This is a genomic window from Methanothermobacter wolfeii, assembly GCF_025397995.1.
Lineage (GTDB): Archaea > Methanobacteriota > Methanobacteria > Methanobacteriales > Methanothermobacteraceae > Methanothermobacter > Methanothermobacter wolfei.
The window spans coordinates 194,957-209,415 of the sequence record NZ_CP104550.1 but is presented as its reverse complement, the minus strand read 5'-3'; the positions used below and the strand labels follow the sequence as shown (position 1 = coordinate 209,415).

Annotated in this window: 16 protein-coding genes and 1 tRNA gene; 8 read left to right on the top strand and 9 right to left on the bottom strand. The window is 49.8% G+C overall.

Features of this window, described 5'->3' with window-relative positions; translation table 11 throughout:
• Positions 1-11 precede the first annotated feature (11 nt).
• The 6 genes from N5910_RS01100 (at position 12) to N5910_RS01075 (ending at position 4,209) form a co-directional block, all read left to right on the top strand.
• Positions 12-488 carry a TIGR00295 family protein gene (locus N5910_RS01100; protein ID WP_074358366.1) on the top strand — a complete coding sequence of 159 codons (477 nt, stop codon included), beginning with the start codon at positions 12-14 and terminating at the stop codon, positions 486-488.
• A gap of 218 nt (positions 489-706) precedes the next feature.
• Positions 707-2,152 carry a glutamate synthase-related protein gene (locus tag N5910_RS01095; RefSeq protein ID WP_074358365.1) on the top strand — a complete coding sequence of 482 codons (1,446 nt, stop codon included), beginning with the start codon at positions 707-709 and terminating at the stop codon, positions 2,150-2,152.
• A gap of 14 nt (positions 2,153-2,166) precedes the next feature.
• On the top strand, positions 2,167-3,081 hold the full coding sequence (locus N5910_RS01090) for a DUF5591 domain-containing protein (protein ID WP_074358364.1): 915 nt from the start codon (positions 2,167-2,169) through the stop codon (positions 3,079-3,081).
• Between the two features lie 111 nt (positions 3,082-3,192).
• Positions 3,193-3,486 carry a metal-sulfur cluster assembly factor gene (locus N5910_RS01085; RefSeq protein ID WP_261599663.1) on the top strand — a complete coding sequence of 98 codons (294 nt, stop codon included), beginning with the start codon at positions 3,193-3,195 and terminating at the stop codon, positions 3,484-3,486.
• A gap of 5 nt (positions 3,487-3,491) precedes the next feature.
• Positions 3,492-4,049, top strand: coding sequence for an adenylate kinase (locus N5910_RS01080; RefSeq protein ID WP_074358362.1), 558 nt, complete (start codon positions 3,492-3,494; stop codon positions 4,047-4,049).
• Between the two features lie 86 nt (positions 4,050-4,135).
• Positions 4,136-4,209 (top strand) — tRNA-Ile (locus tag N5910_RS01075).
• A 63-nt stretch (positions 4,210-4,272) separates the two neighbouring features.
• On the opposite strand, the gene trpD is transcribed toward N5910_RS01075, so the two are convergent.
• From trpD to trpE, 7 genes are all read right to left on the bottom strand, one after another.
• Positions 4,273-5,358 carry an anthranilate phosphoribosyltransferase gene (gene trpD / locus N5910_RS01070; protein ID WP_261599662.1) on the bottom strand — a complete coding sequence of 362 codons (1,086 nt, stop codon included), beginning with the start codon at positions 5,356-5,358 and terminating at the stop codon, positions 4,273-4,275.
• A 14-nt stretch (positions 5,359-5,372) separates the two neighbouring features.
• Entirely contained in the window at positions 5,373-6,164 is a 792-nt protein-coding gene (gene trpA / locus N5910_RS01065; protein WP_074358361.1) for a tryptophan synthase subunit alpha, read from the bottom strand.
• Positions 6,165-6,201: 37 nt separating this feature from the next.
• A complete protein-coding gene (gene trpB / locus N5910_RS01060; RefSeq protein ID WP_261599661.1) occupies positions 6,202-7,380 on the bottom strand; it encodes a tryptophan synthase subunit beta in 1,179 nt (392 codons plus the stop codon).
• A 71-nt stretch (positions 7,381-7,451) separates the two neighbouring features.
• Positions 7,452-8,129 carry a phosphoribosylanthranilate isomerase gene (locus N5910_RS01055; protein WP_084531319.1) on the bottom strand — a complete coding sequence of 226 codons (678 nt, stop codon included), beginning with the start codon at positions 8,127-8,129 and terminating at the stop codon, positions 7,452-7,454.
• Between the two features lie 76 nt (positions 8,130-8,205).
• A complete protein-coding gene (locus N5910_RS01050; protein ID WP_238337933.1) occupies positions 8,206-9,036 on the bottom strand; it encodes an indole-3-glycerol phosphate synthase TrpC in 831 nt (276 codons plus the stop codon).
• A 4-nt stretch (positions 9,037-9,040) separates the two neighbouring features.
• On the bottom strand, positions 9,041-9,619 hold the full coding sequence (locus N5910_RS01045; protein ID WP_074358358.1) for an anthranilate synthase component II: 579 nt from the start codon (positions 9,617-9,619) through the stop codon (positions 9,041-9,043).
• Positions 9,616-10,980: an anthranilate synthase component I gene (gene trpE / locus N5910_RS01040; protein WP_074358357.1), complete on the bottom strand. Its 1,365-nt coding sequence runs from the start codon at positions 10,978-10,980 to the stop codon at positions 9,616-9,618. Before trpE ends, N5910_RS01045 begins: the two co-directional genes overlap by 4 nt.
• Positions 10,981-11,085: 105 nt before the next feature.
• Between trpE and N5910_RS01035 the strand changes: the two genes are divergently transcribed.
• Positions 11,086-11,589, top strand: coding sequence for an amino acid-binding protein (locus N5910_RS01035; protein WP_261599660.1), 504 nt, complete (start codon positions 11,086-11,088; stop codon positions 11,587-11,589).
• A gap of 104 nt (positions 11,590-11,693) precedes the next feature.
• On the opposite strand, the gene N5910_RS01030 is transcribed toward N5910_RS01035, so the two are convergent.
• Entirely contained in the window at positions 11,694-11,942 is a 249-nt protein-coding gene (locus N5910_RS01030; RefSeq protein ID WP_074358355.1) for a HypC/HybG/HupF family hydrogenase formation chaperone, read from the bottom strand.
• Between the two features lie 123 nt (positions 11,943-12,065).
• On the opposite strand from N5910_RS01030, the gene N5910_RS01025 reads away from it, so the two are divergent.
• Positions 12,066-13,349: an FAD-dependent oxidoreductase gene (locus tag N5910_RS01025; protein WP_074358354.1), complete on the top strand. Its 1,284-nt coding sequence runs from the start codon at positions 12,066-12,068 to the stop codon at positions 13,347-13,349.
• A gap of 54 nt (positions 13,350-13,403) precedes the next feature.
• Here N5910_RS01025 and N5910_RS01020 read toward each other — a convergent pair whose 3' ends face one another.
• Positions 13,404-14,459 carry a glycosyltransferase gene (locus tag N5910_RS01020; protein ID WP_261599659.1) on the bottom strand — a complete coding sequence of 352 codons (1,056 nt, stop codon included), beginning with the start codon at positions 14,457-14,459 and terminating at the stop codon, positions 13,404-13,406.

The window sequence follows — 14,459 nt, the reverse complement described above, 5'->3', positions numbered from 1 at the left end:
CAGGTGTCCTGTTGAGCATCCAGCTACTTAGAAGTGTGGGCTGTCCCGACTGGGTCATAGAACACTCCCTTGCAGTTAAAAAAAAGGCCATGGAGCTTTCTGAGAACCTGCCCGTTGACAGGGAGCTTGTTAAAACCGGGGCCCTGCTGCATGATATCGGTCGTTCGGTGAGCAGCGGAGTTGACCATGCAGTTGAAGGCGCCCGCATACTCAGGGACCTTGGTTATCCACCGGAGGTTGTGCGGATAGTTGAAAGGCATGTTGGAGCCGGCATACCCCCTGATGAAGCCGAAACCCTTGGACTCCCCCCTGGGGATTACATGCCCGAGACCCTTGAGGAGAAGATTGTTGCCCATGCAGACAACCTCCTGAATGGTTCAGAAGAGGTTGATATTGATTTTGTGATAGAAAAGTGGAGCAGACGCCTCGGCAAGGACCATCCATCAATAGAAAGGCTTAAAAAACTCCACGCCGAGCTTCTGGGCTAATCCTAGAATGACTTTTCTGAGTCCACTGCAGAACCCAGAGCATTATTAAAACACGGACTCGGTGCAAAGAAAAACCTTTAAATGTTGCCAGCTCAAAGAACAACATTTCAGACCGATAAAGACTTCCCAATAAATTCCCTGAAAGACCGCTGCATATACTACAAATATTATGATGCCAAAAAAAGAATCATATAAGATCATTCTAGTGGGGGTTAATAATGAAGGATGAGAAGAAGGAGTGTCTGTGTCCGCGATGTCCCAGTTACCCTGATCATGGAGATGGGGAGGTCCTCTTCTGTGCCCGGGGAAGTAGCAGGTACGAGGTTAATGAGATGGGATGTCTATGCGCATCCTGCGAGATATACAGGGAATACGACCTTAAAGAACTCTATTTCTGCAACACAGAACCCTATGATGGTATAAGAATGCGCAGGAGACGATCATCCGAGGACCCTGCGGATTACAGGAAGATAATCCATATAAAAAAGGCTGCAGAGAGCGGTGAAAGCGTCGTTGAATCCATGGGATCTGAAAAAAGACTTCCTGTTGGCCTTGATGACCTCCACTTTATACCGGCTCAGGTTTCAGAGATCCCCCTTAACCCTGACGAAAATGTTAACACCGGAATAATTATCGGTAAGGATTCCAGAAGGCCCCTGAAGCTCAGTTCACCTGTAATGATAAGTGGAATGAGTTACGGTGCTGTCTCCAGGAAAACAAGGCAGGCCATTGCATCTGCTGCCAGGGATCTCGGGATAGGCTTCAACTCAGGGGAGGGCGGTGTCCTTGAATATGAACTCAATGAGGCTGGCAGGCAGCTCATAGTCCAGTACTCAACAGGGAGGTTCGGGATCACCGAGGATATACTCAGAAAGGCTGCTGCCATAGAGATAAGATTCGGTCAGGGGGCCTACCCTGGTAAGGGGAGTTATCTTCCACCAGAGAAGATCAGCAGGGACGTTGCAAGGGTCAGGGGTCTTGAAGAGGGTGAGGGATCCTATTCACCGGCCCATCACCCTGACATCAGGGACCCTGAGGAGCTTGCAGAAAAGGTTTCATGGCTCAGGAGCCTGAATCGTGGAGCCCCTGTGGGTGCAAAAATAGGGTGTGGGAATGTTGAAGATGATGTCAGGACCCTGATTGAAGCAGGTGTTGATTTCATAAGCCTGGATGGCTTCGGCGGAGGTACCGGTGCAGTTAACCCCCATATAAGGGACAATACAGGGATCCCCCTGGTTGCAGCCATACCCCGGGCCGTTAAAACAATTATCAATGAGGGCTCTGGAGACAGGGTGTCCCTGATTGCCGGCGGCGGCCTGAGGACAGGTGCAGATATTGCCAAATGCCTTGCACTTGGTGCCGATGCTGCTTATATAGGCACAGCCGCCCTGATAGCCATTAACTGTCAGCAGCACAGGCTCTGCCACACAGGTAAATGCCCTACAGGTATAACAACACATGATCCCAGCCTGCTGCGGCACATGAACCCTGAGGAGGCTGCTGAGAGATTGAAGAACTATATAAAGGTGCTGAACCATGAAATTGCAGACTTTGCAAGGATCGTGGGGAAGGATGATGTTAAAAAACTCAACCATGAAGACCTTGTGGCCCTCACCAGGGAGACCGCTGAGCTCACAGGCACAAGATGGTTGAACGGTAACTGAAGGTGACATGAAAAATGAAGGTCCTCTGTTCAATTGAAGAATCACTACACCGGCCTGAGGCTGTAAGGTGGCGGGAGCGGATGAGGCTCCTTGAACCCCTGGGTGATGTTATCGTGATACTCCCATGCAGCATGAAGAAGCCCTACTCCACCTCAAAATCCCACAGAACATTCATGAAGGTTACAAGGGGTTTTCAGGAGCTTATACTCACATCACCCTTTGGAATATGCCCCAGGGAGATGGAAAACACATACCCCATATCATCCTATGATGTTTCAACCACCGGTGAATGGTCATATGAAGAGAAAAGGGTTGTTGGTGAGGTCCTCAGGGAATATGTTGGTGATGCCAGCGTCATAGCCCATGTTGATGGTGGATACCTGGAGGTATGCATGGAATACCTTGACGATTTCACACCAACCGCCATGGATGCAAGGCCCACCTCACCCGGGGCCCTGGCTAAACTTAAGGATGCCCTCTCAGGTTATGACAGGAACAGGCCATGGGAACGGATGCTCCACATGCTGCGCTCGGTTGCAGTCTACCAGTTCGGAAGGGGAGGCGAAAAACTCATACCTGAAGACTGCAGGGTCACCGGGAGGTATCATAAGAAGGTCCTGAATTCTGACGGGACTGAAATCTGCACACTGATGATGGACCGTGGTCTGTTCTCCCTTGCCCTTGAAGGTGGCCGCATTTTGGGTGATCTGAACCTTAAATGGGTTGAAATAGACTTCAAGCTCGAGACAGGGACACTGTTTGCCCCTGGAGTCAGTGACGCCGACCCTGACATTATACCCGGGGATGAAGTTGTTATAATGTACAGTGGCGATGCTGTGGGTGTCGGCAGGGCCGTTCTCAGTGGGGAGGAGATGCTGAGGGCCGGAAGGGGTGTTGCCGTAAGGGTGAGGCGAAGAAAGAAAACATGAATGCTCACCCTGATTACATGGGCGCATCCAATAATAAACACTTTTAAATATTCATTTTGATAATAGAAAATCACTGCAGTGATTATCAAAATACCATCTGAGGTAATAATGATGTCAGAAGAACTCTTGGAAAAGGTTAAGGAAGCTCTTAAAAAGGTAGCCGACCCCCACGTGGGTATAAGCATAGTGGAGATGGGTCTTGTTGAAAACATTGAGATTGATGAGAAGGATGAGACCATTGCAAAGATAACCATAAGGCCAACAAACCCTGGCTGTATGAGCGCCGCCAGGATGGCCATGGATGCTAGGAACGTTGCGGAACAGGTTGAGGGTATAGACAGGGCCGAGATAACCGTGGAAGGACACATGATGGCCGATGCCATAAGTGAAATGGTCAATAAATAAATTTCATGTCATGTTTCCCTGAAACCATTGCAGTTGTCGGTGTGCCGGGTGCCGGTAAGACCACCGTCTGCAGGATACTCTCAGGGAGGATCCGGCACAGGTACATTAATTACGGGGACCTGATGCTTAAGATCGCCACTGAGAGGTCCATGGCAGGGACCCGGGAGGAGCTCTTTTCACTCCCCCTTGAGGACCAGCACGGCATCTGGCTTGAAGCCGCCAGCAGGATACAGGGGACCGGGTGTGTTCTCGTTGATCTCCACGGCCTTGACCAGTCCCCGCAGGGGTACATAGTATCCCTTCCTGTGGAGTTTATAGATCCGGATCTCATCATAATCCTTGAATCGGACCCCCTGACTGTGCTTGAAAGGAGGATGGCCGATACAAGGAAGCGGATAATCGAAACTCCCGAAAGCCTTAGGGAGCATATGGAGATGCTGAGGCTATCCATGGCTGTATGTGCAGCCCTCAAGGGCTCCGCCCTCAGCATAGTAAGCCACAGGGACCCTGAAACAACCGCAAAAAAGATCATCGGGATCATAGAATCTCTGGGTGATCGCTGAAAGACTAACTGTACAGGATGATAGAAAAGCATATATATGATGAACTTCAAAAGTTGGAATCACCCCTATTTCTTAAGAGTTGATATGGGCCCGTGGCTCAGGTGGTTAGAGCGCACGGCTGATAACCGTGAGGCCCTGGGTTCGAATCCCAGCGGGCCCATCCATAACAGTTTCTATGCCAATAGAGACATCCAAAACCCATATCCAATTAAACCAAAACCCATCACACTCGCATCTTCTGTGTGAAATCTGCAAATTTTTTGAGTAACCTCACCGCGGCACCTGACTTTACTGTTTCCCGTGCTATTCCAGTTCCACCTGGGAGGGTTTCGGCCATCCCTGCAAGGTAGAGTATGGCACCGGCATTTACAAGGGCCGCGTCAAGCCGTGACTTCTGTTCTGCAGTGGTCTCAGTTCCCTGAATTACATCCATGAATATCCTGAGGTTCTCCTCCAGATCTTCACCAGCCCCTAGATGTTCAAGAACACCCCTTTCAACACCAAAATCTTCAGGTTCCAGTCTTTCAATTCTTATTTTCCCGTCTTCAAGGAATGCTACAAGTGTGGGTCCTGCAGTTGATATTTCATCCATTGCAGGCTCTAGGCAGCTGTCAAATCCATGGACAACCATTGCACGTTCTGCCCCGAGATTTCTAAGGACCTCAGCCACCGGTCCGACAAGATAGGGGTCAAAGACACCCAGGAGCTGTATGCCTGCAGATGCAGGGGAGGTCAGGGGTCCAAGTATGTTAAAGACCGTCCTGATACCCAGACTTTCCCTCACCCCCCTAACCTTTGCAGTTGCCCTGTGGAAGGCCGGTGCAAACATGAAGCCAATGCCAAGTTCCCTGATGGACCTTTCAACCCCTCCTGGTTCAAGTTCAATCCTCACGCCTGCAGCTTCCAGTATATCCGCACCTCCACATGTCCCTGTAACTGCCCTGTTACCGTGCTTTGCAACCTTCACCCCTGCAGCCGCGGCTATTACTGCAGCCGCGGTGCTTATGTTAAAGGACCTGAATCTGTCACCCCCTGTCCCGCAGGTATCCACAACCTTCATGGAGCCGGGGATGTGAACATGGAGGGAAGCATCCCTCATGGCCCTTGCAAAACCCGTTATCTCCTCAACGGTTTCGCCCTTCATTGCAAGGGCTGTGAGGATGGCTGCCACCTGGACATCATCCAGTTCACCCTCCATTATCATCTCCATGAGTCCATAGGCCTCATCCTCACTGAGATTGCTGAAGTCCATGACCCCCTCAAGGAGTTCTTTAAAGCTCCTTTTCCTGTTTTCAGCCATTTCAATCATTAAAATCCCCCTGATCAATCTTCAGTTGCCTTTTTCATCAGTTTAACCATTTCATGTATCCTCTGAAGCATCCTGTCCCTGTCATCAAGGTTTTCGGATATAATGTCTATTATCGCGCTTCCAACTATGACACCATCCGCACCTGCTTCCTTTATCTTCTTAACGTGCTCTGGCCTTGAAACACCGAATCCTACCATCACAGGGAGTCTGCTTTCCCTCCTCACCCTCTCTATAAGGTTGATGGTGCTCTCCTCAACCCTTGACCTTGCACCGGTAACTCCCATCACCGATACAAGATAGTGGAACCCTGAGGAGTTCTCTGAAATCCTTCTGAGGCGTTCATTATCAGTTGTGGGGGCCACTATGAATATCTGGTCCAGGCCATATTTTTCAGCGGCCCTGATCGCATCTGAAGCCTCTTCAGGCGGGAGGTCCGCTGCGAGTATCCCTGTTACCCCTGCCTCCGCGGCCCTCCTGTAGAATTCATCAACACCCATATGGTAGATGAGGTTATAGTAAACAAGGAGGCCTACCGGTACTGAGGTGAACTCCCTGACCTTCTCTATGATCCTGAAGCACTTCTCCGTCGTCATGCCTGCCTTCAGTGCCCTTATATCTGCCTCTTGGACACTTGTACCGTCTGCTATCGGGTCTGAAAAGGGGAAGCCGATTTCAAGGGCATCGGCCCCTGCATCCACCATTGTCCTTATTATCTCAATGGATGTTTCAGGGTCAGGGTCGCCTGCAACGGTGAAGGGGACGAATGCGCATCCCTTCAGACTCCGGAACATTTCATCATAATTCATGGTATCACCTCAATGGGGCGGGGGAGAGCTGCATGAATCATAGAGCCACCCCCATCAGGCCTGCCACAATGGACATGTCCTTGTCACCTCTCCCTGAAAGGTTAACAATAACCGTTTTACCCTTATTCTCAGGTTTAGCCGCATACTTTTCAAGGCATGCGATTGCATGTGCACTTTCAAGTGCCGGTATTATCCCCTCATACTTTGATAAAAGTTTAAAGCCCCTCAGAGCTTCATCGTCCAGAATGGGTTCATACCTTGCCCTCCCTGTCTCCATCAGGTGAGAGTGTTCGGGTCCGACGCCAGGGTAGTCAAGGCCGGCCGAGACCGAATGGGCCTCGCTTATCTGTCCATCGCCATCCTGGAGTACATATGATAGCGAACCGTGAAGTATGCCCTCAGAACCGGCAGATAGGGTTGCTCCATGGTTTCCTGATTCAATTCCGTGCCCTCCTCCCTCTGCACCGATGAGTTCCACATCATCATCAATGAACGCCGAGAATATCCCCATAGCATTACTTCCACCCCCAACACAAGCTATTACGGTGTCGGGGAGTTCTCCCTCAAGTTCAAGTATCTGTTCCCTGGCCTCCCTTCCTATTACGCTCTGGAAGTGTTTAACCATGGTGGGGTAGGGGTGCGGGCCCATGGTTGACCCTATAAGGTAGTGGGTGTTCTCCACTGTACTTATCCAGTCCCTCATTGCCTGGTTTATGGCGTCCTTGAGGGTCCTTGATCCTGAATCAACAGGGATGACCCTTGCACCTGAGACCTCCATTCTGAGGACGTTGAGTTTCTGTCTCTCAACATCCTCCGTGCCCATGTAAACATCCACTTCCATCCCCAAGAGGGCCCCTGCAGCAGCCGTTGCTATACCATGCTGGCCGGCGCCTGTCTCGGCTATCAGGCGTTCCTTGCCCATGTAGCCTGCAAGGAGGGCCTGGCCTATGGTGTTGTTTATTTTATGGGCCCCTGTGTGGAGCATGTCCTCCCTTTTAAGGTAAACCCTGCATCCAAGTTTCTCTGAGAGGTTGCGTGCATGGTAGAGGCCCGTGGGTCTTCCTGCATACACCTTCAAGTAATATTCAAGGTCCGATACGAATCCCCTGTCGTCCCTGTAACGGAGGAAAGCTGACTCCAGTTCCTCAAGGGCGGGGATCAGGAGTTCGGGGACGAATATTCCTCCAAATTTTCCAAATTTTCCATCCATTATCATGATAAACACCTCATTAGGTCAGATAGCGCATAAGTTCCTGTTCATTCAACCTTCTGATCAGAGATCAGGATTCATTCATTCCCTACGGGATCTGTCCGAACATTCCGGATTACATCCATGAGCTGGATCATCCTTCCATGGTCCTTTATACCCGGCGCCCTCTCAATGCCTGAGTTGAAGTCAAGGCAGTCGAACCTTGATACGTAGGCCATCCTGTTCTTTACGAATTCCGGTGTAAGGCCCCCTGCAAGGGTCACCCTCACTGCCGGGTTCCTCCTCCGGATCTCATCAAGGAGCTTGAGGGCTGCGGATTCCCTTAGCCTTCTGCCTGTGCCCCCTGTCCTGCCCTTAATGGCAGAATCAAGGAGTATCCCTGAGGATTTCCTTGTGAGTTCCAGTATATCCTTAAATGAATCCCTTTCAGGTGACACAGCCACGGTTATCTCCGCCATGATACCCTCATCATGGAGGATTCCCTTTATCCTGTTAAGATCGGAGGCGCTTACCGAGTGTAACTGTATCCTTGTAATCCCTGTTTTCTCCACCGCAGCCGGAACATCCTGGGGGTCTGATGGTTCAAGGACAAGGACCGCCTTCTCTCCGGCTTCATCTGAAAGTTTCCTTATCTTCCTGAGCTCAAGATTTCTGGGGGACCTTTCAATGTTTATGAAGCCAAGGAGGTCTGCTCCAATCCTTTGCCCCATGAGGAGGTCCTCCCTCCTTGTGATGCCGCATATCTTTATCTTCATGGCTGGGGGTTCATGCAAACTGTTCAAAGAATTCACCGGAACATCTACTCGAGAAGGCCCATAACTTGATCCGGTTTTATGCGAACTGTTCAAAGAATTCATCCCCGCCGTACCTCTTTCTTCCAGGCTTGCATAATGCTGCGACTTCAGCTATCTCCTCAAGGAGCTCGCGCGGCTCAGGTGACGACATTACAGCCGTCCCGATAAGGAGTGCGTCAGCACCATAATTCAGGAGTATCTCGGCATCCTCAGGGCCCATGACTCCGCTCTCTGAGACAAGTATAACCTCATCCGGGACTAGGGGTGCCAGTGCCCTTGTGCGTTCAAGGTCCACCGTGAAGTCTTCAAGGTTCCTGTTATTCACACCTATGACTTCTGCACCGGCCTCAATCGCCCGGTAGATATCGATTGCGCTCCTGCATTCAACCAGAGGCTCCATTGAGAGTTCCCTGCAGGTCTCGATTCCGGCTTCAAGGTCAGGGTATACTTCAGGGATCAGGAGGACTGAAGCGGCTCCTGCAGCCCTTGCCTGGTAAATCTGGTACTCGTGGACCAGGAAATCCTTCATCATGACAGGAATTTCATATTCGGATGCCTCCCTGAGGTACTCGATACCGCCATTGAAGTGGCTCCTCTCGGTTAGAACCGAAACTGCATCTGCAAATTCCATGAAGAGCTCCATCATCTCAGAAAGGCTCTTTAATGAAATTTCACTGGCTGAAGGAGACGCCCTTTTATACTCATATATTAGGGCTGCCCTGTTCCCTTCAAGGGCCCTCAGAAAACTGGGGGGCTCCTTAAGGTCCTTTATCTCCCTTTTGAGTTCCCTGAGTGGTTTTTTCATTATCGTCTCATTAATTTCTGTCTTCCTCATGCTGACGATATCTTCAATGGTTACCCTGGACACTTGATCACATCCTCAGGAAATTTTCAAGTATCTTCCTTCCACTGGGTGTCCCTATGGATTCTGGGTGGAACTGTAACCCGTAAATAGGGTGTTTTACGTGCTTAACCGCCATTATAATCCCGTCATCTGTTCTTGCCGTTACCCTGAGATCAGGGGGGATGTTAATGTCGCTGCAGGTGATGGAATGATACCTTGTTGCCCTGAAGGGGCTGGGGACTCCCCTGAATATCTCCGAACCGTCATGGGTTATCAGTGCTATCTTTCCATGGACAGGTTCCCCGTAGTCTATTCTCCCCCCGAAGGATGAAAATATCCCCTGATGTCCAAGGCAGACCCCCAGTATGGGTCTATCATGGAATATTCTAATTACATCCCTGCATATCCCGAAATCATCCCTTCTTTCAGGGGTGCCTGGGCCCGGGGATATGATTATCTTTGCCGGATCCAGTTTCTCCACATCTGAGATTTCAAGTTCATCGTTCCTGAAGACCTGGATTTCCTCATCACCTGTTTCCAAGATTTCACCCACCATCTGGTAGAGGTTGTGGGTGAATGAGTCATAGTTATCTATTATGAGTATCATGACCCCTCACCTGCCAGTTCAAGTGAATTTATAAGGGCCCTTGCCTTGTTCTGACACTCAAGGTATTCATTCTCAGGCACGGAGTCATGTACTATCCCTGCTCCTGCCTGTATTCTCCCTGTTTTTCCACTGCATACCATTGACCTTATGGTTATTGCAAAGTCTGCATTGCCGTTGAGTGAAAGGTACCCCAGGGCTCCTGCGTAGGCATTTCTCGGAACACCCTCCAGGGATTCTATTATCTCCATTGCCCTTATCTTTGGTGCTCCGCTTACGGTCCCTGCAGGGAAAAGTGCCCTGACTGCATCCAGTGCATCCATGTTCCTCCTTAGGCGTCCGGTTACATGGGAGAGTATGTGCTGTACATGGGAGAACCTTCTTATCTCCATGTACTCGGGTACCTTCACCGATCCGAACTCTGACACCCTTCCGATATCATTCCTTGCAAGGTCAACCAGCATGAGGTGTTCTGCAAGTTCCTTCTCATCAGATAGAAGTTCAGATGCAATCCTCCTGTCCTTATCTGGTGTTCTGCCCCGGGGCCTTGTACCTGCAATCGGAAATGTTTCAACCTTCCTGTTCTCAACCCTCACAAGCATTTCCGGACTTGAACCTATTATCTCCCTTTCTCCAAGTTTCAGGTGGTACATGTAGGGTGATGGGTTTGTCCGCCTGAGTGCCTGGTAGAATGCCAGCCTGTCACCCCTTAACCGGTAATCTGTGGCGTTTGAGAGCACTGCCTGGAAGATTTCACCCCTTCTGATTTTCTCCTTGGCCTCGAGGACCATGTTCTCATATCTTTTCCTTGAGAAGAGTGTCCCTTCCTCTGAATATCTGAGTCTGCCTGTGGGAACCGCATCCCCCATGACTTTCCTGATCTCATCAAGGCGGTTTTCCCCGAGGGTTATGTAGGTGCAGTTTCCGGTCAGGTGGTTGTATATTATTCCATCCAGAAAGAGTCCGAATTCGAAGTCAGGGAAGTCCCCTGGGCTCAAACAGATCTTATCAAATAATCTGGCTGCCTGGTATGATATGTAACCTACCAGGCCTCCGGAGAATCCCCTGGAGTTTTCGGTCATTCCTGAGATGTTCCTTAGGATTTCAAAGGGGTTTTCTGTGTCAATGAACTCCGAAGACCCGTCCCTTTCAACCTCCACCGTGGTTGATTCTGCCCTTATGATCATCCGGGGGTCGAAGCCAAGGAAGGAGTACCTTGCAAGTCCGGTGTCGCTTTCCATTGATTCCAGAAGAAAACATGAATCAAAGTTCCGGTACACATTCCTGAAGAGTTCAAAGGGGTCCCCGAGTTCTAATCTTTCTCTTCGGGGTTTCCTTAAGTTTATGCTGCCAAAAACATTCACTCCTGTACATGGTTATCAACCTTCACTAATCCACAAAGTACTTATACATGGAAGTACTATTTAAATCTTGTCTGTATAATAATGTACATTGATGTGGTGGTGTGTATGTGGAAGCAGATAAAACATAGATTCGAAAGGTACCCTGCCCGTATGAACGTGGCAAGGAAGATCATAGAACTTGGCTTCAAGATAGACAGTAACGGCAAGGTCTACTGTGATGATGTTGAGATAAGTGACGTTGCCCTTGCAAGGGCTGCTGGGGTTGACAGGCGCACCATCCGGGCAACGGCGGAGATCATACTCAGGGACGAAAAACTATCAGGCATATTCCAGAACATAATGCCTGCAGGCTCCCTCCTGAGGAACGTGGCGGATGACCTGGAACTGGGGGTTGTTGAGATAGAGGCCAACGCCAGGAACCCTGGTATACTTGCAGCCGCAGCAAGGCTCATCTCAGAGAAAGGTATAAGCATAAGGCAGGCCCATGCAGGGGACCCTGAACTTGATGAAAACCCGAAACTCACCATAATAACCGATAAACCCATTCCCGGTTTTCTGCTGAAGGAGTTCCTGAAAATTAAAGGTGTGAAAAGAGTCTCAATCTACTGAATAGGACCATAAAAATTAAAAATATGAAAAGAGTGTGGTGAAAAAATGTGCCCTGGGCCCGGAAGCCCATCAATAAATCTATTTTCGCGTGAACACCTGAAGCATCATAACTCCAGGTTATCCTCTTCTTCAAGGGCCTTTAAAAGTTCATCCCAGGCTTCAAGTGATTCCCTGGCTGCCTCATCAGACATCACCTCAATTGCATAGCCTGAGTGAACAAGGACGTACTTGCCCTCCTCAACATCATCCACAAGATCAAGTTTAACCTGTTGCCTCACACCACCAAAATCAACGGTGGCAACATTATCCTCACTGTCAATTTCAATAATCTGAGCAGGTGCTGCAATACACATTCAATAACCCTCTCCAACTTATAGGATAACAGTCAAAAATACACACTAGTAAATAGATAAAGACTGGTGGCATATAAAGATTTGTGGGAAACCACATCGAAAAATTAATACCGGGTGTTTCAGATGCGCTGTGCTGTTATAGGGGGAGGTCCAGCTGGAAGGGCCGCTGCAATGGAACTGGCTGCCCTCGAAAATGAGGTTACACTTATTGAAAAAAATAGTATTGGTGGAACATGCCTCAATGAAGGCTGCATGGTTGTATGTGGCCTGAATGATGTTGCAAGGCTCCTTAATGATGCAGGACGCCTGCGTGACCTTGGGGTGCTTGACATTGACTTCACCCCTGACTATCCCAGGATTGCAGGGGGTGTGAAGGATGTCCTGAACAAAATCAGGCACGTCACAGAAGGGGAAACCAGGGAGGCCGGTGTTGAAATAATATACGCCGAGGCCATGGTGGAGGATGGTCGTGTGATTGCCGGTGACGATGAAATCCAGTATGACCGCCTCATAATTGCAAGCGGCGCAGGCCCGATGATACCACCATTAGATGGTGCTGAGAATGCAATAACCTACAGAGACATCCTCAACATCCCTGAACTTCCAGAGAAACTTGTTATAATTGGTGGGGGAGTTATAGCCGCAGAATTTGCCTTCATATTCTCATCATTCGGATCGGAGGTCACGGTGGTCTCAAGGAGCGGATTCCTGCATGACCTCGACCCTGTAATAAGGGTCTATGTCACCGATAAACTCCTTGATGATGTTAATATCCTTGAGGACACACCCACCCTTCGTATGGATGAATTCGGTGCTGAAACCTCCAGGGGTTACATTGAGGGACTGCCACTTCTTGCAACGGGTCTTAAACCAAACTCAGAGTTTCTTGAAGGATTCGTTGAACTTGGAAGGGGGGGTGCTGTCCTTGTGAATGACCGGATGGAAACATCAAGAAAAAACGTTTATGCCGCAGGTGAGGTTACAGGAGGACCCGGCACAACCCCCATTGCAAGGCTCCAGGGCAGTGTGGCGGGGCTTAATGCAGCGGGGATTGAAAGGAGGATAGACTACAGGCACATACCACGCTCCATCTCCCTCGGCTATGATGTGGGCTTCATCGATAACCGTGATATTGATGGAGTGGAAGCAACAATACCAGGACTTGCAGGACCCGGATCATTCTGGGGCGTCCCTGAGGGTAAGACAGGGCTCACCAGGGTTAAACTGGCGGAGGACGGCGGCGAAGCCAGTGTGTACTCCGTTGCACCGGGGGCGAGGATAGGTATCGCCTACCTATCACTCCTCATGAGGCTTGGAATATCCCTGTATGATTTCGACAGGTTCATTGAAACCCACCCCTCAACGGATGCCGTCTACAAGATCATGAGGTTCCTCTCAAGGTACTGATGGAGATGAAAGTAAAGAATAGGTGAAGGAAGATTGATCACCCCTATGAGCCCATCAGCCATCCTTGGAGCGCCTGGATGCCTCCTCTGCTATGATGCCTGCTATCCTGTCTGCAGCGGCAAGAACATCATCACTGTACTTCCTTGCCGCCGCCTTAATATTCTCGGAATCACTGAGGGCCCTTGATATGGCATCAACAACATCATCATTGCCTGCCCCGATAACCGCGCTTGGAAATACCGATGCCATGTTATGGTACCTTCCATATTTAACACCCCTCAGGGCCACGACCGGGACCTGTAATGCTATGGCCTCATGGACCATGACACCATCATCTGATAGCACGGCAAGGTCTGCCAGGCTGTAGAGGTCACTGATCCAGTCAATGTATCCAAGGTTGATTATCCCCTCATGATCGATGATCCTCATGTACTCCTCCCTCAGGGGGTGGCCGACAGTGACTATGTTTGCATCAATACCGGATTCGGCTGTTTTAACTGCCGCCTCAGCCATCAGCCTGAAGAGTGATGATCCCGATGAAAAAACAATGGTCGGTTTCTCCGGATCAAAGTCAGTGGGCATCCTTTCAACCGCCCTTTCAGGTTCTCCACGGGTTATTTCAGGGTTTATTGGTGAATAAATGCTCTCAACACCCCTGTAATTTTTTCCAAAGAGACTGGATTCAGGGAGTGCTATGTTCCTGTTAAGGCGGGTGCAGACCCTTGCATCCAGTGGTGTTATAAGTATACCCACAGCAGGCACCCTGGCAATCCTTGCAGAGAGGCAGCCGACAATCGCACCGCCACCTATGACACCAACAACAACATCGGGTTCTGTTCGTCTTATAAGCTTCAGGGTTTCGTAAACGGCCCTAAGAGTGCTTAAAGCCGCCTTAATGGTGTTTTTTAATGTTGCTGCATGGCCGCCTGCCTGTGGTATCCTTACCCTGTGCCACTCAATACCCCTCTTCCTGAAAAGGATTCCCGGGGCGCTGTGGTCAAGGGCGAACTCACATTCAAATCCTCTTTTTTCAAGTGCTCTGGCTATGTTAAGCGCTGTTATGGCGTCGCCTCCCATTCCACGACCTGTTACAGTGAATAGTGCCTTCAT

Coding starts and splice junctions, on each gene's coding strand:
- N5910_RS01095 (WP_074358365.1), top strand. CDS start 707: ATGAAGGATGAGAAGAAGGAGTGTCTGTGTCCGCGATGTCCCAGTTAC.
- N5910_RS01090 (WP_074358364.1), top strand. CDS start 2,167: ATGAAGGTCCTCTGTTCAATTGAAGAATCACTACACCGGCCTGAGGCT.
- N5910_RS01085 (WP_261599663.1), top strand. CDS start 3,193: ATGTCAGAAGAACTCTTGGAAAAGGTTAAGGAAGCTCTTAAAAAGGTA.
- N5910_RS01080 (WP_074358362.1), top strand. CDS start 3,492: ATGTCATGTTTCCCTGAAACCATTGCAGTTGTCGGTGTGCCGGGTGCC.
- trpD (WP_261599662.1), bottom strand. CDS start 5,358: ATGATTGAAATGGCTGAAAACAGGAAAAGGAGCTTTAAAGAACTCCTT.
- trpA (WP_074358361.1), bottom strand. CDS start 6,164: ATGAATTATGATGAAATGTTCCGGAGTCTGAAGGGATGCGCATTCGTC.
- trpB (WP_261599661.1), bottom strand. CDS start 7,380: ATGATAATGGATGGAAAATTTGGAAAATTTGGAGGAATATTCGTCCCC.
- N5910_RS01055 (WP_084531319.1), bottom strand. CDS start 8,129: ATGAAGATAAAGATATGCGGCATCACAAGGAGGGAGGACCTCCTCATG.
- N5910_RS01045 (WP_074358358.1), bottom strand. CDS start 9,619: ATGATACTCATAATAGATAACTATGACTCATTCACCCACAACCTCTAC.
- N5910_RS01035 (WP_261599660.1), top strand. CDS start 11,086: ATGTGGAAGCAGATAAAACATAGATTCGAAAGGTACCCTGCCCGTATG.
- N5910_RS01030 (WP_074358355.1), bottom strand. CDS start 11,942: ATGTGTATTGCAGCACCTGCTCAGATTATTGAAATTGACAGTGAGGAT.
- N5910_RS01025 (WP_074358354.1), top strand. CDS start 12,066: ATGCGCTGTGCTGTTATAGGGGGAGGTCCAGCTGGAAGGGCCGCTGCA.
- N5910_RS01020 (WP_261599659.1), bottom strand. CDS start 14,459: ATGAAGGCACTATTCACTGTAACAGGTCGTGGAATGGGAGGCGACGCC.